19 protein-coding genes and 3 pseudogenes are annotated in these 21879 nt (G+C 72.4%); 9 read left to right on the plus strand and 13 right to left on the minus strand.

Annotation, left to right across the window (positions count from 1 at the left end; all coding sequences use genetic code 11):
• Positions 1-51: 51 nt before the first annotated feature.
• From era to K1J57_RS01205, 8 genes and pseudogenes are all read right to left on the minus strand, one after another.
• Entirely contained in the window at positions 52-1020 is a 969-nt protein-coding gene (era, locus tag K1J57_RS01180) for a GTPase Era (RefSeq protein WP_220562638.1), read from the minus strand.
• A gap of 10 nt (positions 1021-1030) precedes the next feature.
• Positions 1031-1372, minus strand: a complete 342-nt coding sequence (locus tag K1J57_RS01185) for a cytidine deaminase (RefSeq protein ID WP_220562639.1) — start codon at positions 1370-1372, stop codon at positions 1031-1033.
• Entirely contained in the window at positions 1369-2745 is a 1377-nt protein-coding gene (locus K1J57_RS01190; RefSeq protein WP_220562640.1) for a hemolysin family protein, read from the minus strand. The genes K1J57_RS01185 and K1J57_RS01190 overlap by 4 nt, the downstream gene beginning before the upstream one ends.
• Entirely contained in the window at positions 2745-3233 is a 489-nt protein-coding gene (ybeY, locus tag K1J57_RS01195; protein WP_220562641.1) for an rRNA maturation RNase YbeY, read from the minus strand. Before ybeY ends, K1J57_RS01190 begins: the two co-directional genes overlap by 1 nt.
• Before the next feature lie 115 nt (positions 3234-3348).
• Positions 3349-3768, minus strand: a pseudogene (locus K1J57_RS33240) (PhoH family protein); the annotation flags it as partial.
• Positions 3769-4095: 327 nt separating this feature from the next.
• A pseudogene (locus tag K1J57_RS33245) lies at positions 4096-4860 on the minus strand (phosphate starvation-inducible protein PhoH); the annotation flags it as partial.
• A pseudogene (locus K1J57_RS34105) lies at positions 4849-5547 on the minus strand (PhoH family protein); the annotation flags it as partial. The pseudogenes K1J57_RS34105 and K1J57_RS33245, both read right to left, overlap by 12 nt.
• A 207-nt stretch (positions 5548-5754) precedes the next feature.
• Positions 5755-6108 (minus strand): histidine triad nucleotide-binding protein, encoded by a 354-nt coding sequence (locus K1J57_RS01205; RefSeq protein ID WP_220562643.1) that lies wholly within the window; start codon positions 6106-6108, stop codon positions 5755-5757.
• A gap of 280 nt (positions 6109-6388) precedes the next feature.
• Here K1J57_RS01205 and K1J57_RS01210 point away from each other — a divergent pair, with 280 nt between their 5' ends.
• Both K1J57_RS01210 and K1J57_RS01215 read left to right on the plus strand, forming a co-directional pair.
• Positions 6389-6919 carry a SigE family RNA polymerase sigma factor gene (locus tag K1J57_RS01210; protein ID WP_220565283.1) on the plus strand — a complete coding sequence of 177 codons (531 nt, stop codon included), beginning with the start codon at positions 6389-6391 and terminating at the stop codon, positions 6917-6919.
• The gene (locus K1J57_RS01215) at positions 6916-7641 is read left to right on the plus strand and encodes a hypothetical protein (protein ID WP_220562644.1); all 726 of its coding nucleotides are present in this window, start codon (positions 6916-6918) and stop codon (positions 7639-7641) included. Before K1J57_RS01210 ends, K1J57_RS01215 begins: the two co-directional genes overlap by 4 nt.
• A gap of 100 nt (positions 7642-7741) precedes the next feature.
• On the opposite strand, the gene K1J57_RS01220 is transcribed toward K1J57_RS01215, so the two are convergent.
• The 3 genes from K1J57_RS01220 to hrcA are packed head-to-tail and all read right to left on the minus strand — an operon-like array spanning position 7742 to position 10636.
• Entirely contained in the window at positions 7742-8482 is a 741-nt protein-coding gene (locus tag K1J57_RS01220; RefSeq protein ID WP_220562645.1) for a 16S rRNA (uracil(1498)-N(3))-methyltransferase, read from the minus strand.
• Entirely contained in the window at positions 8479-9618 is a 1140-nt protein-coding gene (gene dnaJ / locus K1J57_RS01225; protein WP_220562646.1) for a molecular chaperone DnaJ, read from the minus strand. The genes K1J57_RS01220 and dnaJ overlap by 4 nt, the downstream gene beginning before the upstream one ends.
• Positions 9619-9622: 4 nt before the next feature.
• Positions 9623-10636: a heat-inducible transcriptional repressor HrcA gene (gene hrcA / locus K1J57_RS01230; RefSeq protein WP_220562647.1), complete on the minus strand. Its 1014-nt coding sequence runs from the start codon at positions 10634-10636 to the stop codon at positions 9623-9625.
• 140 nt (positions 10637-10776) lie between these two features.
• Between hrcA and K1J57_RS01235 the strand changes: the two genes are divergently transcribed.
• The 3 genes from K1J57_RS01235 to K1J57_RS01245 all read left to right on the plus strand — a co-directional run bounded on the left by K1J57_RS01235 (position 10777) and on the right by K1J57_RS01245 (position 13527).
• A complete protein-coding gene (locus K1J57_RS01235) occupies positions 10777-11607 on the plus strand; it encodes a DUF3097 domain-containing protein (RefSeq protein WP_220562648.1) in 831 nt (276 codons plus the stop codon).
• A gap of 798 nt (positions 11608-12405) precedes the next feature.
• The gene (locus tag K1J57_RS34110; RefSeq protein ID WP_220565284.1) at positions 12406-12735 is read left to right on the plus strand and encodes a DUF4870 domain-containing protein; all 330 of its coding nucleotides are present in this window, start codon (positions 12406-12408) and stop codon (positions 12733-12735) included.
• A gap of 42 nt (positions 12736-12777) precedes the next feature.
• Positions 12778-13527, plus strand: coding sequence for a DUF4870 domain-containing protein (locus K1J57_RS01245; RefSeq protein WP_220562649.1), 750 nt, complete (start codon positions 12778-12780; stop codon positions 13525-13527).
• Positions 13528-13617: 90 nt separating this feature from the next.
• Here K1J57_RS01245 and hemW read toward each other — a convergent pair whose 3' ends face one another.
• The gene (gene hemW / locus K1J57_RS01250) at positions 13618-14850 is read right to left on the minus strand and encodes a radical SAM family heme chaperone HemW (protein WP_220562650.1); all 1233 of its coding nucleotides are present in this window, start codon (positions 14848-14850) and stop codon (positions 13618-13620) included.
• A gap of 67 nt (positions 14851-14917) precedes the next feature.
• Entirely contained in the window at positions 14918-15979 is a 1062-nt protein-coding gene (locus K1J57_RS01255) for a LacI family DNA-binding transcriptional regulator (protein WP_220562651.1), read from the minus strand.
• A gap of 96 nt (positions 15980-16075) precedes the next feature.
• On the opposite strand from K1J57_RS01255, the gene K1J57_RS01260 reads away from it, so the two are divergent.
• The 4 genes from K1J57_RS01260 to K1J57_RS01275 all read left to right on the plus strand — a co-directional run bounded on the left by K1J57_RS01260 (position 16076) and on the right by K1J57_RS01275 (position 21870).
• Positions 16076-17677 (plus strand): glycoside hydrolase family 13 protein, encoded by a 1602-nt coding sequence (locus tag K1J57_RS01260; RefSeq protein ID WP_220562652.1) that lies wholly within the window; start codon positions 16076-16078, stop codon positions 17675-17677.
• Positions 17678-18125: 448 nt separating this feature from the next.
• On the plus strand, positions 18126-19367 hold the full coding sequence (locus K1J57_RS01265; protein ID WP_220562653.1) for an extracellular solute-binding protein: 1242 nt from the start codon (positions 18126-18128) through the stop codon (positions 19365-19367).
• A gap of 2 nt (positions 19368-19369) precedes the next feature.
• Positions 19370-20983: an ABC transporter permease subunit gene (locus K1J57_RS01270; RefSeq protein WP_220562654.1), complete on the plus strand. Its 1614-nt coding sequence runs from the start codon at positions 19370-19372 to the stop codon at positions 20981-20983.
• Positions 20980-21870: a sugar ABC transporter permease gene (locus K1J57_RS01275; RefSeq protein ID WP_220562655.1), complete on the plus strand. Its 891-nt coding sequence runs from the start codon at positions 20980-20982 to the stop codon at positions 21868-21870. Before K1J57_RS01270 ends, K1J57_RS01275 begins: the two co-directional genes overlap by 4 nt.
• Positions 21871-21879 lie beyond the last annotated feature (9 nt).

A 21879-nucleotide genomic window follows, 5' to 3' on the forward strand; every position in this document is an offset into this window, starting at 1 on the left:
CGCGAACGGGCCCCGGAGCGGTCGCTCCGGGGCCCGTTCGCGCACACCCTGCTACGTCGGCTGGTCGAAGCCCAGCTTGCGCAGCTGCTTGGGGTCGCGCTGCCAGTCCTTGGCCACCCGCACCCGCAGGTCCAGGAACACCCGCTGCCCGAGCAGGCCCTCGATCTGCTTGCGGGCCCGCGAGCCCACGTCGCGCAGGCGGGAGCCCTTGGTGCCGATCACGATCGCCTTCTGGCTGGGGCGCTCCACGTACAGCGAGGCGTAGATGTCCACCAGCTCCTTGCCGGGCCTGGTGTTCTCCCGCTCCCCCATCTCGTCGACGACCACCGCGATCGAGTGCGGCAGCTCGTCGCGCACGCCCTCCAGGGCGGCCTCGCGGATCAGCTCCGCGACCAGCATCTCGTCCGGCTCGTCGGTGAGGTCGCCGTCCGGGTACAGCGGCGGCCCCTCCGGCAGGTGCGAGCACAGCACGTCGGTGACGGTCTCCAGCTGGTAGGAGGCCTGCGCCGACACCGGGACGATGTCCGCCCACTCCCCCAGCCGGTCCACCGCCATCAGCTGCTCGCCCACCTGCGCCCTGTCGGCCAGGTCGGTCTTGGTCACCAGCGCGACCACCGGGGTGTTCGTCTGCTCGGCCAGCTCTTTGGCGATGTAGGTGTCACCGCGCCCGATCGGCTCGTTCGCGGGCAGGCAGAACGCGATGACGTCCACCTCGACCAGCGTGGACCGCACCAGCGAGTCCAACCGCTCCCCCAGCAGGGTGCGCGGCTTGTGCAGTCCGGGCGTGTCCACGATGATCAGCTGCGCGTCGGGCCGGTGCACGATCCCGCGCACCGTGCGCCGCGTCGTCTGCGGCCGGTTGCTGGTGATCGCCACCTTCTGGCCGACCAGGGCGTTCATCAGGGTGGACTTGCCCACGTTCGGGCGGCCGACGAAGCACGCGAAACCGCTGCGGAAGCCCTCCGGGTAGGAGGGCATCGTCAGCGGCACCCGCAGCTTCTCCAGGTCGAGGTCGTTCATGTGTCCTTCTTCAGCGGCGGATGATGCCCGCCGGCACCCCGTCGGGGGCGGCGATCACCACCGTCGCGGTCTTGAGGTCGTCCAGCACGGCGCGGTCGGCCCCGTCGAGCTCCGGCTCCGCGGTGACCACCACCGCGGCCTCCAGCGCGGTCGCCTCACCGGAGACCGCCGCGGCCACGGCCGCCTGGAGCGCGCTGAGCTTCAGCGAGGGCAGCGACACCGTGGTCGCCACGTAGGTACGGCCGGTCTCGTCGCGCACCGCGGCGCCCTCGGGCGCGGCGTTGCGGGCCCGCGAGGCGCGCGCGAGGGTGACGAGCTTGGTGTCCTCGGCGCCCAGGGTCGTGTCGCTCACTGTTCCGTGCTCCTTGTGTTCTTGTTCCCGTCCCGCTCGTCCTCACCCTGTTCTCCGGGAAGGCGTTCCACGAGGACGGTCGTCATCCGGTTGCGGCGGCTGCTCTTCCCCTCCAGGGTGAGCCTGAGCCCAGCGTATTGCGCCTGGGCCCCGCCCGCCGGGACCCGCCCCAGCACGAACGCCACCAGGCCGCCGACCGTCTCGACGTCGTCGACGTCCAGGTCCTCGTCCGGGAACAGCTCGGCCAGCTCGCCCAGCGGCAGCCGCGCCGTCACCCGGACCCGGTCCTCGTCCAGCCACTGCACCGGGGGGATCTCGTGGTCGTACTCGTCGGTGATCTCGCCGACGATCTCCTCCACGATGTCCTCCAGCGTGACCAGCCCGGCGGTGCCGCCGTACTCGTCGATGGCCACCGCGACGTGGTTGCGCTGCTTCTGCATCTCGCGCAGCAGCTCGTCGATGGGCTTGGTGTCGGGCACGTAGGTGGCCGGGCGCATGACGTCGCCCGCGGTCAGCGGCACCTCCCCGCCGGGGTTGCCCGCCGCCGCAGCCCAGCGGTCGCGCAGCCGGTCCACCAGGTCCTTGAGGTAGACGATGCCGACCACGTCGTCCTCGTCCTCCCCGGTGACGGGGATGCGCGAGTACCCGCTGGCCAGCGCCAGGGTGAGCACGGCGTCGGCGTCGGCCTCCCGCGAGGTGAACACGATGTCGGGGCGGGGCACCATGACCTCGCGCACCGACGTGTCGTCGAGCTTGAACACCGAATGGATCATCTGGCGCTCCTCGGGGTCGATGACCTCCCCCTGCTCGGCCAGGTCCACCAGCTGGCGCAGCTCCACCTCGGTGCTGAACGGCCCCTCCCGGTCGCCCTTGCCGCGCGGGGTGAGCGCCCGCCCGGCGCCCACCAGCAACTGCGCCAGCGGGCCCACCACGACCTGGACCGGGTACACGATCGCCACGGAGGCGCGGGCCAGCTGCCCGGAGAACTGGCGGCCCAGGATGCGCGGGGTGACGGCGATCAGCACCGACTCCACCACGACCATCGCCACCGCCGTCAGGACCAGCGCGGGCCAGCCCAGTCCCAGCAGGAAGACCATGCCGACCGCGGCGGCGATGACCGCGCACACCTCGCAGACCACGCGCAGGAACAGCAGCACGTTCAGGTGGCGGGTGGGGTCGGCGGCCACCTTCTCCCAGCCCCGGCCGGTGCCCTCGGGCAGGCCCACGGACGCCACCCGGGTGACGGCGACCTCGGCGGCCACCAGGAACCCGGCCACGGCGGTGAGCGCCAGGGCGACGGCGAACGACGTGATCCATTCGACGGGGTCGCCGGTGGTCAGGGCGGCGACATCGGGCCACACCGACGGTCTCATCAGGCGGTCTCGTTCCCCTCCGCGGCCCGCTGGGCCTCGCTCTCCCGCCAGGAGGCGAGGATCTCACCCTGGAGGCCGAACATCTCCTTGTGCTCGTCCGGCTCGGCGTGGTCGTAGCCCAGCAGGTGCAGGATGCCGTGCGTGCACAGCAGGTCGATCTCCGCCTCGGTGCTGTGCCCGGCCTTCTCGGCCTGGCGCTCGGCCACCTGCGGGCAGATGATCACGTCACCGAGGACGCCGGGCTCGCTGGTGCGGCCGGGGCCGCCGGGGCGCAGTTCGTCCATGGGGAACGACAGCACGTCCGTCGGTCCGGGCTCGTCCATCCAGCGCACGTGCAGGTCGGCCATCGGGCCCTCGTCGACCAGGACCACGGACAGCTCGGCCAGCGGGTGCACCCGCATGGCGTCCAGGACGTACCGGGCGAGCCGGGAGAGCCGCTCCTCGTCCACGGTGGTGACGCCGGACTCGTTGGCGACGTCGATACTCATCGGTTGCGGATGCCTCACTTGATCGTTGCGGTCGGGCGCCGCAGGGCGGGCACCCCTAGGGCAGCGGAAGCGGTGAGCGCGCACGCGGCGCGCCCACCGGCTCCGTTGCCACCCCTTAGTCTGCCCGCTGTCGTGGGTGGGCGCTCCCGGTCCCGGTCTCGCCCGGGGTGTCGGGGGCCTCGCGGCGGGGCGACAGGCCCCGCCCCCGGCCGCCGCGGCGGTCGCCCTGACCGCCCCCGGCGCCGTTCTGCCGGTCGGCGTCGTAGCGCCCGTAGGCGTCGACGATCTGCCCCACCAGCTTGTGCCGGACCACGTCCTCGCTGCTCAGCTTGCAGAACGCGATGTCGTCGATATCACGCAGGATCGTCTCGATGGTGCGCAGCCCGCTGGCCTGCCCGCTGGGCAGGTCCACCTGGGTGACGTCGCCGGTCACCACGATCTTGGACCCGAACCCCAGCCGCGTCAGGAACATCTTCATCTGCTCGGGCGAGGTGTTCTGCGCCTCGTCCAGGATGATGAAGGAGTCGTTCAGCGTGTTGTGCGTGAGCAGGAAGTCGTCGGTGACGTAGAGGGAGTCCTCCGCCGCCACCTGGATGCAGACGCACTCGGCGGTGCCCGCCGGCTCGATGGCGTCGACGAACCGCATGGGGCGGCCGCCGCCGGTGGTGTCGTAGCGCTCCCGCTTGCGGGCCAGCCGGAACGGGGCCACGCCCTCCGGCAGCCGCAGGTCCAGGATGTGCGCGTCCTGGCGGTGGAAGACCTCCCGCCCGCGGGCCAGGCCGGGCGTCCGGCCCTGGGCCGGGCGGACCCGGCTGTAGACGACGCCGCCGAGCGAGCGCACCAGGAACCGCACCGCGTCCGCCAGCCGCGGCGAGGCGGTGGTGTACTGGACGCGGCAGGTGCGGCCCTTCTGCACGACCGGCCCGCCGTCGGAGTCCAGCAGCCCCTGGAGCAGGGAGAGCCGGACCTCGGCGGTGTTGTACAGGTAGTCGTCCGGGACGAACTTGGTCCCGGAGTCGGCCCCGCACAGCCCCAGCTCGCGCATGACCGCCGTCACCGGGTTGGCGATGGTGATGACGTCGCCCGGGGCGCTCTCCCGGTTGAGGACGTAGTCAACGCCGGACTTGTGGCGCACCCGGATCCCGGGCAGCGCCGCGCCCAGGGCCTCGACCAGCTCGGGGTCGCGGGTGGCGAAGCTCGGCGTGGTCTTTCCTGTCAGGCAGCCGTCCCCGAGCAGCAGCCCCAGGGCGTAGGGGTCCATGGGGACCTCGCGCTCGGGGAACTCCACCGGCCGGCTGAGCAGCGGCAGCTCGTACTTGCGGTAGTGGGAGCTGCGCAGGCCGCTCTGGGCGATCTCCTTGGCGGTGAGCACCCGCGGCGGCCTGCCGCGGCGGGCGTCATCGCGCGTGCGGACCGTCCACAGGTGGTCCTCGGAGCACAGGGTGGACGACCCGTCCTGGGCGGAGAAGCGGTAGATCGCCTTCTCCCCCTGCGGGTACACCCCCAGCACCGGGGTGGGCCTGCCGTCGGAGCCGACGACCAGGTCGCCGACCTCCAGCTCGCCGATCGGCCGGTAGCCGTCCGGGGTGAGCACGGGCGTGTCCACGGGCTGCGCCCTGCCGCGCATGTACGCCAGGGGGGCGACCTCGATGGTGCCGGCGGCCATCAGCTTGGGGATGGAGTCCGGGTCGAGCATGTCGTGCAGGGCGTCGTAGAGCGGCCGCAGGTAGGGGTCGATCTTGTCGTAGAGGGTGCCGGGCAGGAAGCCCAGGCGCTCGCCGGCCTCGACCGCCGGGCGGGTGAGGATGATCCGGTTGACCTCTTTGTCCTGCAGCGCCTTGACCGCCTTGGCCATCGCCAGGTACGTCTTGCCGGTACCCGCCGGGCCGATCCCGAAGACGACGGTGTGCCGGTCGATGGTGTCGACGTAGCGCTTCTGGTTGACCGTCTTGGGGCGGATGGTCTTGCCGCGGTTGGACAGGATGTTGGTGGTGAGGACGTCCGCCGGGCGCTCGGTCCCCGGTGAGCGCAGCATGTGGACCATGCGCTCGATGGTGTCCGGGGTGACGTGGGTGCCGCTCTTGGCCAGCTCGATGAGCTCTTCGATCAGGCGGACGACGACGGCGGTCTCCTCCGGGGAGCCGCTGATGGTGAACTCGTTGCCGCGGACGTGGATGTCGCTCTCGAAGGCCCGCTCCAAGGCTCTGAGGAGTTCGTCCCCCGAGCCGAGCAGGTTGATCATCGTGTGCTCGTCGGGCACCACGACCTTGACCTGGGCGTCCCGTCGCGGATGCGTGTGCGTTGTCTCGGCCATGGTGTGGCCTTGCGGCCGCTGTCCCTGCCCTTCGGGGTCGGGCGTCCCGACGGCGGGTGGGGCGCCTCATGTGACGGTCCGGGCCGCTTGCGCTGCGGCGCCGGCGGGGCCCCGGGCCGGGGGTCGGCGAACCCCCTCAGCCTCCTCAGGCCCACGGCCACGAGTCTAGCAAGGCACCCCGCACCCGCTCGATCGGTTATTCGCGGGTCATCCCGGGGGCCAGTTGAGGCCGCGCCCGCCCAGGAGGTGCCCGTGGAGGTGGAAGACGGTCTGCCCCGCGCCGCTGCCGGTGTTGAACACCAGCCGGTAGCCGCTCTCGGCGACGCCCTCGTCCTCGGCGACCGCGCGGGCCTCCCGCACGATCGCGTCCAGCAGTCCGGTGTCGGTCTCGGCCGCGGCCCCGGCGTCGGCGTAGTGCTCGCGCGGAATGACCAGGACGTGGGTGGGCGCCTGGGGGTTGATGTCGCGGAACGCGATGGTCCGCTCCCCCTCCCGGACGATCTCGGCGGGCACCTCCCCCCGCACGATCTTGCAGAACAGGCAGTCGTCCTGTGTGGTCATCGGCAACCTCCGTCGCATCGGGTCCGCACCATGATGCCGCAGGCCGGGCCCGGGGGCCGCACGCGTCCGTTCCACCCGGAAAGGGACGGTTCCCGCCGCGGCCCGCCGGAAGCGCGATAGGCTTCCCTCCCGTGCGCGTCGGCGGCTCGAGCACCGTCCATCTCGGCCCCGTTCGGGCGTGTTCGGGTTGAATCGCGCCCCTACCTGGAAAAGAAGAGGTATGCCCTTTCGTAAACCCCGCGACAAGGGTGTGCGTCGAACTGATGTGACGACAGAAACCATGGTGGCCGGAGCCACCACGGCGCCCCTGGCCGTGGAGTGGGACGCGGACCATGCCGTGACGGAGCTCTACCGGGAGCACTACCGTCCGCTCGTCCGTCTCGCCGCCCTGCTGGTCCGGGACCACGCGACGGCCGAAGAGGTCGTGCAGGACTCGTTCGTGGCCATGCACGGCGCGTGGCGGCGCCTGCGCGACCCCAACAAGGCCCTGTCCTATCTCCGCCAGGCGGTGGTGAACAAGGCCCGGTCCGTGCTGCGTCACCGTGCGGTCGTGGAGAAGCACGCTCCCAAGGCCCTGCCCGACGCCCCCAGCGCCGAACACGGCGCACTGAACCTGCTGGAGCGCGAGGCCGTGATCCGTGCCCTGCGCAAACTTCCCACCCGTCAGCGAGAGGCCATCGTGCTCCGGTACTACGGCGACCTGTCCGAGGCTCAGATCGCGGACGCCATGGGGATCAGCCGGGGTGCGGTGAAGAGCCACACATCCCGTGGCATCTCCGCGCTCCGCTCTGTTCTGGAGCAGACGACATGAGCAGCCCTACAGATCCCGCGAACGACGACTTCGAAGCCCTACTGCGGCAGGCGCTGAAGGCGGAGGCCGACACCGTCGTGCACTCGCCCGAGGCCCTGAACCTCATCCGCGAGCGGACCGCCGCCCGCCGCGGCGGCGCCTGGTTCGGGCTCCCGTGGCTGCGTCCGGCGCTGGCCGTGGCCGGTGCCGTGCTCATCGCCGCCTCGGTGGCCATGTCCACGCCCCAGGTGCGCGAGCAGGTGCTGGAGATGGTGCCCGCGGGCGCCGACAGGTTCGGCACCCCGCCGGAGCAGGACGGCGGCGGGGTGGCCGCGCCCACCCTGGAGGAGGAGGCCCCCGCGCCGGAGCCGCAGACCTCCGCGCCGGAGCCCTCCCCCGAGCCCTCGACCGAGCCGAGCGCGCCCGCCGAGGGCGGGGAGGACGGCGGCGGCCCCACCGCGACCTCGACCTGCCCGTCGGTCCCCCCGACCGCGTCGGCCGACGACGAGGAGAAGGAGGAGGACACGGGCGGGCAGAAGGACGAGGAGTGCGCCCCCTCCGAGGAGCCCTCCTCCGGCGGCACCGGCGAGCCCGGTGGCGGCACCGGCGGTGAGGAGCCCGGTAGCGGCACCGGTGGTGGTTCCGGCGGCGACACCGGTGGCACCGGCGGTACCGGCGGCGGTTCCACCGGCACCGAGGGGACCGAGCAGCAGTCCTCGTCGGGCGCGTCCGCCACGGAGTAGCGCGTGGACGTGGAGAAGGGGGCCTCCCGGGTCTGATTCCGGGAGGCCCCCTTCTTCTGTTTCTGTGTGCGGCCGTCTCGGCGGCGGCCGGATCCCGCGGCTACCAGCGCCCGGTGCGGGTCTGGAGCACGGAGAGCGCGGCCACCCCCGCCGTGGAGGTGCGCAGGACGGTGGGGCCCAGCAGGGCGCGCACGGCGCCCGCGGCGTCGAAGGCGTCCAGTTCGGCGTCGGAGAAGCCGCCCTCGGGGCCCACCACCAGGACCACGCCCGCCCCGTCGCCGTCGGTGGGGACCGGCACCTGCGACAGCCGCAGGCCGGCGTCCTCGTGCAGGACCACGCCCAGGTCGGCGGCGGCCAGCAGTTCGGCGACGGCGGTCCGGTCGGCGGGCTCGGCCACCTCGGGCAGCCGGGCCCGGCGGGCCTGTTTGGCGGCCTCGCGGGCGGTGGCCCGCCACTTGGCCAGTGACTTGGCCGCCCGGTCGCCCTTCCAGCGGGTGATGCTGCGCTCGGCCGACCAGGGGACGATCGCGTCGACCCCGGCCTCGGTCATCGTCTCCACGGCGGTCTCGCCGCGGTCGCCCTTGGCCAGGGCCTGCACCACGGTCAGCCGCGGGCGCGGAGCGGGTTCCAGGGTCCGTTCCAGGACCCGGCAGACGATGTGGTCCCTGCCGGTGTCGACGACCGTGCAGCGCAGCCGCAGTCCCAGCCCGTCGGACAGGTCGACGGCCTCACCGGCCCGCAGGCGCCGCACCGCGGCGGCGTGGTGCCCTTCCGGGCCGGTGAGGGTGACGGTGTCGGCCGCCAGCTCGGCCGTGTCGGCGAGGAAGACCGGCGGCGTCACTTGGCGCCGAAGGCGTCGCGGAGCTTGGCGAACAGGCCGCCGTGGCCGGGGCTGAACCGGCCCGGGGCGCGGTCCTCGCCGCGCAGCTCGGCGAGCTTGCGCAGCAGCCCCTCCTGCTCCTCGTCGAGCTTGCCCGGGGTCTCCACGTCGACGCGGATGCGCAGGTCGCCCCGGCCTCCGCCGTCGAGGTGGGTGACGCCCTTGTTGGGCAGGGTGATGACGTGGCCGGAGTTGGTGCCCGGGCGCAGGTCGATGTTCTCGGTGCCGTCGAGGGTCTCGAAGGCGAAGGAGGCGCCCAGCGCGGCCGCCGTCATGGGGACGGTGACCGTGCAGTGCAGGTCGTCGCCGCGCCGCTCGAAGGTGGGGTGCGGCCGCTGGACGATCTCCAGGATGATGTCGCCGCGCGGGCCGCCGTTGGGGCCGACCTCGCCCTCGCCGGCGAGCTGGATGCGGGTGCCGTCGTCGACGCCCGCGGGGATCTTGACGGTGCGGGTGACCTTCTCTCGCACCCGGCCCTCGCCCGCGCAGTCGGGGCAGGGGTCGGGGATGACCGAGCCCTGGCCGCCGCACTGGGGGCAGGGGCGGGAGGTCATGACCTGTCCGAGGAAGGAGCGGGTGACCTGGGAGACCTCGCCCTGACCGTGGCACATGTCACAGGTGGTGCGGTGGGTGCCGGCGGCCGTCCCCTCGCCCTGGCAGGTGGCGCACAGGATGGCGGTGGGGAAGGTGATCTCCTTGGTGACGCCGAACGCGGTCTCGGCCAGGTCCAGCTCGACGCGGATCTTGATGCTGCGCCCGCGCCGGACGCGCTCGCGGGGACCGCGCCCGCCCGCCTGGCCGCCGCCGAAGAAGGCGTTCATGATGTCGTCGAACGGGAACCCGGCGGCGCCGCCGAAGCCGCCCGCGCCGCCCCCGCCCGGGGCGAAGGGGTCCTGGCCCATGTCGAACATCCGGCGCTTGTTCTCGTCGGAGAGGACCTCGTAGGCCTGGGTCACCTCCTTGAAGCGCTCCTGGGTGGCGGGGTCCGGGTTGATGTCCGGGTGCAGCTCGCGCGCGAGCCTGCGGTACGCCTTCTTGATCTCGTCCTTGGAAGCGTCGCGACGCACACCGAGGACCTGGTAATAGTCTCTGGCCACTGAGTTACTGTCCTGCCAAAATCTGTCCGACATACCGAGCAACGGCGCGTACCGCCCCCATCGTCCCGGGGTAGTCCATCCGGGTGGGTCCCACGACACCGATCTTGGCGAGCGACTGGTTTCCCACACCGTAGTCGGCCGACACGACCGAGGTGGACCGCAGCCCCTCGTGGAAGTTCTCCGCGCCGATGCGCACCGTGAGCATCGACGGGTCCTTCGCCTCACCCAGCAAACGGATGAGGACCATGTTCTCTTCCAACGCCTCCAGGACGTCCCTCAGGCTGGCGGCGAAATCGACGGCCGCGAGGTTGGCCGTGCCCGCGAGGACCAGCTTCTCCTCGTGGCGTTCGACCAGGCTCTCCAGCAGTACGGACAGGACGGACGCCGCCATGGCGCGGTTCTCCTCGGGAACCTGCTGGGGCAGGTCCTCGACCGCGCCGGGGACCTCCGCGAGGTGCAGGCCGGCGGTGGCCCGGATGAGCATGCCGCGCAGGTCGGCGACCGCGTCGGCGTCGACCTCGCCCAGGCCGTCGATGACGCGCTGCTCGACCCGGCCGGTGTCGGTGATGACCACCAGCATGAGCCGCTGGCCCGCGAGGGGCACCAGCTCGACGTGCTGGACGGAGGAGCGGGTCAGCGACGGGTACTGGACGATCGCCACCTGGCGGGTGAGCTGCGCGAGCAGCCGGACCGTGCGGGCGACGATCTCGTCGAGGTCGACGGCGCCGTTGAGGAACGACTCGATGGCGCGGCGCTCCGCGGCCGAGAGGGGCTTGACCGAGGACAGGCGGTCGACGAAGAGCCGGTACCCCTTGTCCGTGGGCACGCGCCCGGCACTGGTGTGGGGCTGGGTGATGTACCCGTCCTCTTCCAGCGCGACCATGTCGTTGCGGATGGTGGCCGGGGAGACCCCGAGCCGATGGCGGTCGGCGAGGGCCTTGGACCCCACCGGTTCGTTGGTGCTGACGAAGTCCTCGACGACGGCACGCAGGACCGCGAGCTTGCGCTCATCCAGCAACTCGCCACCTCCTGGCACTCGATGGTCCTCAGTGCTAATTCTATGCCCGGACGCAAACCCCGGCCGCTCCGCGGGCGGGTGCGGCGCCGGCGCGGCGCCTTCCCCGCCGGCGGGGGGCGCCGTCTGTAGACTGCACCACCGTGGCTACCAAGGGAACCGGCCGGTACGGCCGCGATGTGCTGGCCTCGGCGCGCAACCGACCCGAGCGGAGGGTCCGCGAGGTCCCGCTCGACCGCGACCTCGTGGTGGAGGACGCCGGGGAGGCGTTCTGCGGCGCGGTGGTCGGCTGGGACAAGGCGACCGTGACCCTGGAGGACCGGTACGGGCGGCGCCGGGTGTTCGCACTGGAACCGGCCGCCTTCCTGGTGGACGGCGAGCCGGTGACCCTGGTGCGGCCGTCCGCCGCGCCGCGGGGGCCGCTGCGCAGCGCCTCCGGCTCGGTCGCCGTCCAGGGCCTGAGGGCGCGCACGGCCCGGGAGGGCCGGATCTACGTCGAGGGCGCCCACGACGCGGAGCTGGTCGAGAAGGTGTGGGGGCACGACCTGCGCGTGGAGGGGGTGGCCGTCGAGTTCCTGGAGGGGGTCGACGACCTGCCCGCGATCGTGGCGGAGTTCACCCCCGGCCCGGGGCGGCGCCTGGGGGTCCTGGTGGACCACCTGGTGCCGGGGTCGAAGGAGTCGCGGATCGCCGAGCGGGTGCGGGGCGGGGACGTCCTGGTGGCGGGCCACCCCTACGTCGACGTGTGGCAGGCGGTGCGGCCGGCCGCGCTGGGCATCCGCGCCTGGCCCGAGGTGCCCAGGGGGGTCCCCTGGAAGGAGGGGGTCCTGGAGGCGCTGGGCTGGCGGATGAGCACGGGTGAGGCGTGGCGCCGGATCCTGGGTTCGGTGCGAACCTATGCTGACCTGGAACCGGCCCTGTCGGGTCGGGTGGAGGAACTCATCGATTTCGTCACCGGCCCGCACGGACCGTGACCCCCCTTGCGCCTAGGATTCAGACCGGACACGAGGCCGGTTTCTGCCTCCGGTCGTCGGTACGGCCCGGTAGACACGAGATAGCGCCCCTCACCAGCGGAGCCGAGGAAGAGCATGAGCGAGACCCCGACGAATCCCCCGTCCCCGGAGGACCCGAACCAGGGCCCGCCCTCCGGCGAGCAGCCGCAGGCGCCGTCCCCCTACTCCCCGGAGTACGGTGAGCAGCGGGGGCAGGAGCAGTACGGCGCGCAGCCGTCCGGCGGGTACCCCGCCCACGGCCCCTCGGGAGAGCAGCCGGGGTACGCGCAGCCCTCCGGCTCCCAGCCCGGGTACGGCCAGTACGGCCAGCCCTCCGGCGGACAGCCCGGCCACGGGCAGTACGGCGGGCAGCCCTCCGGCGAGCAGCCGGGCCACGCGCAGCCCTCCGGCTCCCAGCCCGGATACGGGCAGTACGGCCAGCCCTCGGGCGGACAGCCGGGGTACGGACAGTACGGCGGGCAGCCGCAGTACGAGCAGCCCCAGGCGCAGCCCCCGCAGGCACAGCAGCCGCAGTACGGACAGGGCCAGCCCGGCTTCGCCCCGGCGCCCGGCGCCCCGCCCTACGGCCCGCCTCAGCCGCAGGCCCAGCCGCCCTACGGGGACCAGGGCCCGTACGGCGGGGCCCCGCAGCAGCCGCAGCCGCAGGGTCAGCCGCAGTACGGTGTACCCCAGGGGCAGCCGCAGTACGGGCAGCCGCAACCCGGGGCCGGTGCCTCCGGCGCCCCGGTCCAGAACGGCGACAACGACGTCCTGATGGCGATGCTCGCCCACCTGTCCGGCTTCATCATCGCCTGCCTGGGCTGGATCCCCCCGCTGGCGATCTACTTCGCCAGGCGGAACACCTCGCCGTACGTGCGCCACCACGCCTCCGAGGCGGCGAACTTCCAGATCACGCTGCTCATCCCGTACATCTTCGCCGGGGTGGTCTTCATCGGTCTGGGTATCTTCTTCCCGAACCTGTCGTGGATCGGTTCCCTGCTGATCGCCCTGATCTGGATCGTTTCGATCGTGTTCGGCGTCCTAGGAGCCAACGGAGCCAACAAGGGGGCGTGGTACCGCTACCCGTTCAGCATCCGTCTGCTCAAGTGACCGACCGCACCCGCGAACGCACCCGTCCCTAAGGAACCCGAGATGTCCTACCCCAACACGCCACCGCCGGAAGACCCCTACGGCCAGCACCCGCAGCAGGGCGGCCAGGACCAGTCCGGCGGCTACCCCGCGCCCGGTCAGCAGAACCCGTCCGGCGGCTACCCCGCGCCCGGTCAGCAGAACCCGTCCGGCGGCTACCCCGCGCCCGGCTACCAGGGCCAGTCCGGCGGCTACCCGGCGCCCGGTCAGCAGGACCCCTCCGGCGGCCACGCGGCACCCGGCTACCACGACCCGTCCGGCGGCTACCCGCCCCCCGGCGCCCAGCAGCCCGGCGGCTACCCGCCGCCGCCCGGGGCCCCCGGGGGCTACCCGCCCCCGGGCGGGTACCAGGACCAGACCGGCGGCTACCAGGCGGCCGGCTACCCGCACGGCGGCTACGGCGCCCAGCCGGGCTCGGCCACGGGCGCCCCGCCCAGCCAGGACGAGCGGCAGTTCGGCCTGTTCGCCCACCTGGGCGGCGGCCTGCTCGGCTTCATCGTCCCGCTGATCATCTACCTGATCAAGCGCGAGGAGTCGCCGTTCGTCCGCGACCAGGCGGCCCAGGCCCTCAACTTCCAGCTGCTGGTCCTCATCGGCTACGTGGTGTCCAGCATCCTGATGTTCGTCTTCATCGGGATGATCACCTGGTTCCTGTGCTGGGTCGCCGCCGTCGTCTTCGGCATCCTGGGCGGCGTCGCCGCCAACAAGGGCGAGTGGTACCGCTACCCGTTCAACGTCTCCTGGATCAAGTAGGCCCACTGCTCCGCGGACGCCGCGAGGGGCCCGGTCCTCGGACCGGGCCCCTCGTCGTGTGTCCCCCGCCGCGCTCGCGGCGGGCGCCGCTCAGGTGAGGTCGCGGACCACGGCGTCGGCGAGCAGCCGTCCCCGGCGGGTGAGCACGGCGCGGCCGGCGCGGTGCGCGTCGGCGTCCAGCAGCCCCTCGGCGACGGCGCGGGCGGCGGCCTCCCGGCCCGGGGGTTCGAGCAGGTCCAGCGGGCACCCCTGCTCGATCCGCAGCTCCAGCAGCACCCGCTCGAAGCGGCGCTCCTGCTCGGTGAGCACCTCGCGGGCCTGGGCCGGGCTGGAGCCCTGGGCCAGGCGGGCGGCGTAGGCGGCCGGGTGCTTGACGTTCCACCAGCGCGTGCCGCCCACGTGGCCGTGCGCGCCGGGGCCCACGCCCCACCAGTGGGCGCCGGTCCAGTAGAGCATGTTGTGCCTGCTGCGGCCCTCGGGCGTGCGCGCCCAGTTGGACACCTCGTAGGGGGTGAACCCGGCCTCGGCGAGCACCGTGTCGGCCATGAGGTAGCGGTCGGCCATGGTGTCGTCGTCGGGCTCGGCGAGCTCGCCGCGGCGCACCCGGGCGGCCAGGCGGGTGCCCTCCTCCACGATGAGGGAGTAGGCGGAGACGTGGTCGGGGCCGGCGGCCACGGCGGCGTCCAGGGAGGCCCGCCAGTCGTCGTCGCCCTCCCCCGGGGTGCCGTAGATGAGGTCGAGGTTGACGTGCTCGAACCCGGCCTCGCGGGCCCAGGCGACGCACTGCTCGGGGCGGCCGGGGGTGTGGCCGCGCTCCAGGACGCGCAGGACGTGCGCCCGGGCGCTCTGCATGCCGAACGACACCCGGGTGAACCCGGCCTCGCGCAGGCGGGCCAGGTACTCGGGGGTGACGGTCTCGGGGTTGGCCTCGGTGGTGACCTCCGCGCCCGGTTCCAGGCCGAACCGGTCGGCGATGGCGGCGAGGATGCGGCCCAGGTCGTCGGCGGCCAGCAGGGTGGGGGTCCCCCCGCCCACGAACACGGTGCTCACCCGGGGCCGGGGGCCCGCCAGGACCCGGTCGGCCAGGGCGATCTCGGCGATGGCCTGGTCGGCGTAGGTGTCGCGGGAGGCGACCGCCGTTCCGTCGCGGGAGACCAGCTCCTCGGCGGTGTAGGTGTTGAAGTCGCAGTAGCCGCAGCGGGTGACGCAGAAGGGCACGTGGACGTAGAACCCGAGCGGCCGGTCGCCGAGTTCGGCGAGGGAGGCCTCCGGCAGGTCGCCGGTGCGCGGTACGGGTTCGCCGTCGAGGGCAACGGAAGGCATGTACCCAGTGTCACCGACCCGCGTGTGTGCCCGGTCCCGGCGGGTCGCGCCCCGGCCCGGCCGGGGGTCAGAGCGCGGAGCCCTGGACGGCGGCGCCGTCGGGGGTGCGGGGGGCGCCCGGCCCGGCGCCGGGGGCGATGCCGGTGGAGCCGCGCACGACCAGCTCGGGGCCGAACACGAACTCGGTGTGGGAGACGGGGTGCCCGGCGATCTCGTCGCACAGCGCCCGGGCAGCGGCCAGCGCCATGGCGTGGACCGGCTGGCGCACGGTGGTCAGCGGCGGGTCGGTGAACGCGATGAGCTGGGAGTCGTCGTAGCCCACCACGGAGAAGTCGCGGGGGACGCGCAGGCCGCGCTGGCGGGCCGCGCGGATGGCGCCCAGCGCCATCATGTCGGAGCCGCACACCATCGCGGTGACGCCGCGGTCGATGAGCCGGGTGGCGGCGGCGTGGCCGCCCTCCACGCCGAACAGCGACAGCTCCACCAGGTCGGCCCCGTCCAGGCCGTGGTCGCGCAGCGCCGCGTGGTAGCCCTCCAGCTTGCGGCGCACCGGGACGTAGCGCTCGGGGCCGCTGGTGAACCCGATGCGGGTGTGCCCCAGGGCGACCAGGTGGTCGACGGCCAGGCGCCCGGCCTCGCGGTCGTCGCAGGAGATGAACGCCGCGGGGATCTCCTGGGCGAACCCGTTGACCAGGACGATGGGCAGCCGCCGGGAGACCAGGGAGCGGTAGCGCTCGTGGGAGGCGGTGGTGTCGGCGTGCTTGCCGGAGACGAAGAGGATGCCCGAGACGTTGCGCTCCAGGAGCAGCTCGACGTACTCGTCCTCCGTTATCCCGCCGGGGGTCTGCGTGCACAGGACGGGGGTGTAGCCGCGCTGGGCCAGCGCCCCCTCGGCCGCCTGGGCGAACATCGGGAAGACGGGGTTGTCCAGTTCGGGGATGACCATCCCCACGAGGCCCGCGGAACGCTGGCGCAGCCGGGCGGGGCGTTCGTATCCGAGGACGTCCAGCGCGGTCAGGACGGCTTTGCGGGTTTCGCTGCCAACGCCCGGTTTGTCGTTGAGCACCCGTGAGACCGTCGCCTCGCTGACACCTGCGTGCCGCGCGATGTCGGCAAGTCGTGGACCCATGGGCGCAACTGTAGTCGAGATGGTCGTCACATGGTTGAAAGTTGGCGGTAACCTTGCGCAAGAACTTGCAGCCACCGATCGGGAAGGACCCCCACGATGACCCACGAGTCGCACTGGTGGCGCGACGCGGCCATCTACCAGATCTACGTGCGCAGCTTCGCCGACGCGAACGGGGACGGCGAGGGCGACCTCGCGGGCATCCGCGAGCGCCTGCCGCACCTCGCGGAGCTCGGCGTGGACGCGATCTGGTTGACCCCCTTCTACGTGTCCCCGCTGGCCGACGGCGGCTACGACGTGGCGGACTACCGCGACGTCGACCCCCGCTTCGGCACCCTCGGGGACTTCGACGCGCTGCTGGAGGCCGCGCACGGCCTGGGAATCCGCGTGATCATCGACGTGGTCCCCAACCACACCTCCTCCGCGCACCGGTGGTTCCGCGAGGCCGTGGCGGCCGAGCCCGGCGACCCCGCCCGCTCCCGGTACATCTTCCGGGACGGCAAGGGCCCCGACGGCGAGCAGCCGCCCAACAACTGGAAGTCGATCTTCGGCGGGGCGGCCTGGACCCGGCTCAAGCGCCCGGACGGCACCCCCGAGCAGTGGTACCTGCACCTGTTCGACGCCGAGCAGCCCGACCTGGACTGGACCTCCCAGGAGGTGCACGACGAGTTCGACGACGTGCTGCGCTTCTGGCTGGACCGGGGTGTGGACGGCTTCCGCATCGACGTCGCGCACGGCATGGTCAAGGACCCGGCACTGCCCGACATCGCCGAGGACGCCAAGGCGGACCTGCTCGACGGCAGCACCTCGCTGCCGTACTTCGACCAGGACGGCGTGCACGACATCTACCGGCGCTGGTCGGCGATCGCCGCCTCCTACCCGGGCGAGCGCACGATGGTCGCCGAGGCGTGGGTGGAGGACGCCGCGCGGGTGGCCCGCTACCTGCGCCCCGACGAGCTGCACCAGGCGTTCAACTTCGAGTACCTGACCGCCCCGTGGGACGCGGCGCGGCTGCGCGAGGTGATCGACGGCTCCCTGGCGGCCAACGGCGCCGTGGGCGCGACCACCACGTGGGTGCTGTCCAACCACGACGTGACCCGCCACGTCACCCGGTTCGGCGGCGGGGAGCAGGGGCTGCGCCGGGCGCGCGCGGCCACGCTGCTGATGCTGGCGCTGCCCGGCTCGGTGTACCTGTACCAGGGCGAGGAGCTGGGCCTGCCGGAGGTCACCGACCTGCCGGAGGACGCGCTCCAGGACCCGACCTGGGAGCGCTCGGGCCGTACCGAGCGCGGCCGCGACGGCTGCCGGGTGCCGCTGCCGTGGGAGTCCGGCGAGGCGCCGTTCGGGTTCGGCCCCGCCGGCTCCACGCCGTGGCTGCCGATGCCGGAGGGCTGGGGCGGACTGGCGCGCGACACCCAGCGCGGGGTGGAGGGCTCCACCCTGGAGCTGTACACCCGGGCGCTGGGGCTGCGCCGGGAGCTGGACGCGCTCGGCGACGGGGCGATGGGCTGGCTGGACGCCCCCGAGGGTGTGCTCTTCTTCGAGCGCGAGCCGGGCGTCCGGGTCGCGGTCAACCTCGGCGCCGAGCCGGCGGAGGTGGCCGCGGACGGCGAGGTGCTGCTGGCCAGCGGCCCGGTCCCCGCGCCGGCCGGGGGCGTGCTGTCCCTGCCGGGCGAGACCGCCGTCTGGCTGCGCGTCTGACCCGTTCGAGCAGCGAACCGGCGGCCGGGCGTCCTCGCGGCGCCCGGCCGCCGCCGCGTCCGGCCCCGTCGCCGGGACGGGCGGGACCGACGGCGGGCGGGACCGACGGCGGGCGGGACCGACGGCGGGCGGCCGGTACGGACCGGTTGCCGAAAGAACGGCCGGGTTGCGTCGGGTTCTTACAGGCGCCAGGGGAATGGTGTGACCAAATGGTGCGAAGTCACAGATATGATCATCCCAGAGTGACCCCGCAACGACGCACCGGATCGGATCACACCGTCGTTTCCATGGTGTTTCCACATCTTTATCCCTGGCGCCTGCAAAGTCTTTCAATGCTTGCAAGTTATTGCTAACGTCACATCACCACGCACGGCGGAGGCAGGCACCGGAACCCCCGGCGGACCGCACGCACGACCTCCTCAGTCCGTCCTCCCGGAAGGAAGACACCATGAGATTGCGCAGCGCACCGGCGTTCGCGGCCCTCGCCGCGACCGCCCTGATGGCGACCGCCTGCGGAGGCGGCGGCGAGGACGCCCAGGAGGGCACCGACACCACCCTCGTCATCTGGTCCGACCCCGAGCGGGCCGCCGCCATCGAGGCCGCCGCGCAGAGCTTCGCCGACACCAACGGCATCAAGGTCGACGTGCAGCAGCTGGCCTTCGGCGACATCCAGGGCGACCTGCTCAACGCCCACCAGGCGGGCAACGCCCCCGACATCTTCATCGGCGCCCACGACTGGACCGGCAACCTGGTCCGCAACGGCGCCGTGCAGCCCGTCGAGCTGCCCGAGCACCGCGCCGAGACGCTGGACGAGACCTCGGTGCAGGCGCTCACCTACGACGGCCAGCTCTTCGGCGTGCCGTACTCGCAGGAGAACATCTTCCTCATGCGCAACACCGCGCTGGCCCCGGACGCCCCGGAGACCTTCGAGGAGCTCGTCGAGGTCGGCACCTCCCTCAAGGAGAGCGGCGAGACCAGCGAGGTCCTGTCCATGGCCGTGGGCCAGGAGGGCGACCCCTACCGGATGAACGCCCTGTTCACCTCCGCCGGCGGCTACCTCTTCGGCCAGGACGACGAGGGCAACTGGGACCCGACCGACCTGGGCCTGAACAGCGACGAGTCCATCGCCGCCATGGAGAAGATCGCCGAGTACGGCGAGGCCGGCCAGGGTGTGCTGCGCCGCTCCATCGACACCCAGAACGACGCCGCCCTCTTCTTCGACGGCGAGGCCCCGTTCTTCATCGCGGGCCCGTGGAACATCGGCGACGCCGACGCCGCCGACCTGGAGTACGCCATCAGCCCCATCCCGGGCTTCGAGGGCGAGGGCCCGGCCCGCCCCTACATCGGCTACCAGGCCTTCTTCGTCACCGAGGGCAGCGCCAACAGCGCCCTGGCCCAGGAGTTCCTGGCCAACCACGTGACCGACCCGGCGTTCATCCTCAGCCTCTACGAGTCCGACCCGCGCACGCCGGTCCAGCTCGAAGCGCTGGAGGAGGTCTCCGCCGACGACGCCAACATCGCCGCCATCGCCGAGGCCGGCGCCGAGGGCATGCCCATGCCGTCCATCCCCGAGATGGGCGAGACCTGGGAGCCCCTGGGCAAGGCCGAGGCCGCGATCATCGGCGGTGCCGACGTGCGCGAGACCATGGAGAGCACCCACGAAACGATCGCCGAGAAGATCGGCGGCTAGGAGTGTCCTCCCGCAGCAGCGCGGGCGCCCCCGCCCCGGGGGCGCCCGCCCGCACGTCACTGCCCGGCGGCGCCTTCGCCGGCTCCGGCTCCCTCTGGGGCCAGGTCGTCAAGATCGCCCTGCTCGGCCTGTTCACGGCCCTGGGGGTCTGGGCCGCCCTGCCGCTGTACGTCGGCGGCAACTGGGCGGGCATCGCCGTCGTCGCGGCCGTGCTCGTCCTCGTCTACTGGGTGTACCTGTCCAAGAGGACGGTGCCGCTCAAGTACCTGCTCCCCGGTGTCCTCCTCCTGATCACGTTCCAGATCCTGCCGGTGCTCTACACCATGAGCACCTCGGTCACGAACTTCAGCGACGGCCACCGCGGCGACAAGGAACAGGCGATCGCCGCCATCGAGGCGTACTCGGTGACCCGCGCCGAGCAGGGCCGCGAGTTCGGCCTCACCGTCGCGACCACCGGCGACCCCGAGAGCGGCGAGCTGGTCTTCCTCCTCACCGACCCCGAGGGCGCCGCCTACGCCGGCGACATCGAGGGGCTGCGGCCCCTGGACGAGGCCACCGTCGACCCCGCCTCCGGCCGGGTCACCGAGGCGTTCGGCTACACCGTCCTGTCCCCCGCGCAGGTCAACGCGCGCAGCCAGGAGCTGGAGGAGTTCGCCGTCCCCGTCGGCGACGGCGCCGGCATCCGGGCCAGCGGCCTCTCCACCGCCTACGAGGGTCGGGCCACCCGGGTCTACGACGCCGGGTGCGACTGCATCACCGACGCCTCGACCGGGGTCGTCTACACCGCGGACGACGAGCGCGGCGCGTTCTACAGCGAGGACGGCGAGCGGCTCGCCCAGGGCTGGCGCGTGAACGTCGGCTTCGACAACTTCGCCCGGTTCCTGTTCAACCCCACCTTCGCCTCCTCGTTCTTCTCCATCCTGGTGTGGAACATCGGCTTCGCCGTGGCCGTCACCGGCCTGGTGTTCGTGGTGGGCCTGGCGGTCGCCCTCACCCTGCACGTACCGAAACTGCGGGGGAAGCAGGCGTACCGGATCCTGGTGGTCCTGCCGTACGCGATGAGCTCGCTGGCCATGTACCTGCTGTGGCGGGACATGTTCAACACCGACTTCGGCCTGTTCAACCAGCTGCTCGGCACGAACGTCGACTGGTTGGGCGACGCCTGGACGGCCCGGTTCGCGGTGATCCTCGCCAACGTGTGGCTCGGCTACCCGTACATGTTCCTGGTCGCCACCGGCGCCCTCCAGGCCATCCCGCGGGAGCTGACCCAGGCGGCGCGGATCGACGGGGCCGGGGCCTGGCAGGCGTTCCGGCACGTGACCCTGCCGATGCTCATGGTCGCGATGACGCCGATCCTCATCGCGACGTTCGCGTTCAACTTCAACAACTTCAACGCGGTGTGGCTGATCACCAAGGGCGGGCCGTTCCCGCCGGACGACCCGTCCGCGGGGGCCACCGACCTGCTCATCACCTACACGTACCGGATGGCGTTCAGCCAGGCCACCGCCGAGTACGGGTACGCGGCGGCGCTGTCGGTGATGATCTTCGTGATCGTCTCGGTGATGTCGGTGATCAGCCTCAGCCGCAGCAAGGCCCTGCAGGAGGTGGACCGATGACCGCGACGACCCGGGGGTACCGGCGCAGTACCGGCTCCGCGTTCGCGCTGTGGGCGGCGCGGTTCGGCTGGCGGCACGTCGTGATGATCGCCGTCGCGGCGTTCGCGCTGTTCCCCGTGCTGTTCGTGGTGTCGGCGGCGGTCAACCCCGTCGGCACGCTCAGCAGCGCCCGGCTCTGGCCGACCGGGGCCGGGCTCGACAACGCCGTGGACCTGTTCCGGAACACGCCGTTCACGACCTGGTACGCCAACTCGCTGTTCTTCGCGGTGGCCAACGCCGCGGCGACGGTGTTCCTGTCGGCGCTGGCCGCGTACGCGTTCAGCCGGATGCGGTTCCGGGGCCGCCGGGTGGGGATGATCGGCCTGCTGATCATCCAGATGTTCCCGCAGTTCCTGGCGATCGTCGCGATCTACCTGATGTTCAGCACCGTCGGCGAGTACCGGCCCGAGATCGGGTTCGACACCCGGTGGGGGCTGCTGCTGGTGTACCTGGGCGGGGCGCTGAGCATCAACACGTGGCTGATGAAGGGCTTCTTCGACACGGTGCCCACGGAGCTGGACGAGTCCGCCCAGATCGACGGGGCCACCCACGCGCAGGTGTTCTTCCGGATCATGCTGCCGCTGGTCACGCCGGTGCTGGCGATCGTGGGCCTGCTGGTGTTCATCTCCACCATCAACGAGTTCCTGATGGCGAGCGTGTTCCTGCGCGACACCGACGCCAAGACCCTGGGGCTGGGCCTGTACCAGCTGGTGGAGTCGCAGCGCAACGCGAACTTCGGGATGTTCTCGGTGGGGGCGGTCATGCTGTCCCTGCCGACGCTGATCGTGTTCTGGTTCCTCCAGAGGTACATCACCGAGGGGCTGACCGCCGGAGCGGTCAAGGGCTGACAGGGGCCT

The organism is Nocardiopsis sp. MT53, assembly GCF_019598965.1.
In the GTDB taxonomy this organism is placed as follows: domain Bacteria; phylum Actinomycetota; class Actinomycetes; order Streptosporangiales; family Streptosporangiaceae; genus Nocardiopsis; species Nocardiopsis changdeensis.

Coding starts and splice junctions, on each gene's coding strand:
- K1J57_RS01275 (WP_220562655.1), top strand. CDS start 20,980: ATGACCGCGACGACCCGGGGGTACCGGCGCAGTACCGGCTCCGCGTTC.
- hemW (WP_220562650.1), bottom strand. CDS start 14,850: ATGCCTTCCGTTGCCCTCGACGGCGAACCCGTACCGCGCACCGGCGAC.
- K1J57_RS01255 (WP_220562651.1), bottom strand. CDS start 15,979: ATGGGTCCACGACTTGCCGACATCGCGCGGCACGCAGGTGTCAGCGAG.
- K1J57_RS01190 (WP_220562640.1), bottom strand. CDS start 2,745: ATGAGACCGTCGGTGTGGCCCGATGTCGCCGCCCTGACCACCGGCGAC.
- K1J57_RS01265 (WP_220562653.1), top strand. CDS start 18,126: ATGAGATTGCGCAGCGCACCGGCGTTCGCGGCCCTCGCCGCGACCGCC.
- K1J57_RS01205 (WP_220562643.1), bottom strand. CDS start 6,108: ATGACCACACAGGACGACTGCCTGTTCTGCAAGATCGTGCGGGGGGAG.
- K1J57_RS01215 (WP_220562644.1), top strand. CDS start 6,916: ATGAGCAGCCCTACAGATCCCGCGAACGACGACTTCGAAGCCCTACTG.
- era (WP_220562638.1), bottom strand. CDS start 1,020: ATGAACGACCTCGACCTGGAGAAGCTGCGGGTGCCGCTGACGATGCCC.
- K1J57_RS34110 (WP_220565284.1), top strand. CDS start 12,406: ATGCTCGCCCACCTGTCCGGCTTCATCATCGCCTGCCTGGGCTGGATC.
- K1J57_RS01245 (WP_220562649.1), top strand. CDS start 12,778: ATGTCCTACCCCAACACGCCACCGCCGGAAGACCCCTACGGCCAGCAC.
- ybeY (WP_220562641.1), bottom strand. CDS start 3,233: ATGAGTATCGACGTCGCCAACGAGTCCGGCGTCACCACCGTGGACGAG.
- K1J57_RS01260 (WP_220562652.1), top strand. CDS start 16,076: ATGACCCACGAGTCGCACTGGTGGCGCGACGCGGCCATCTACCAGATC.
- K1J57_RS01210 (WP_220565283.1), top strand. CDS start 6,389: ATGGTGGCCGGAGCCACCACGGCGCCCCTGGCCGTGGAGTGGGACGCG.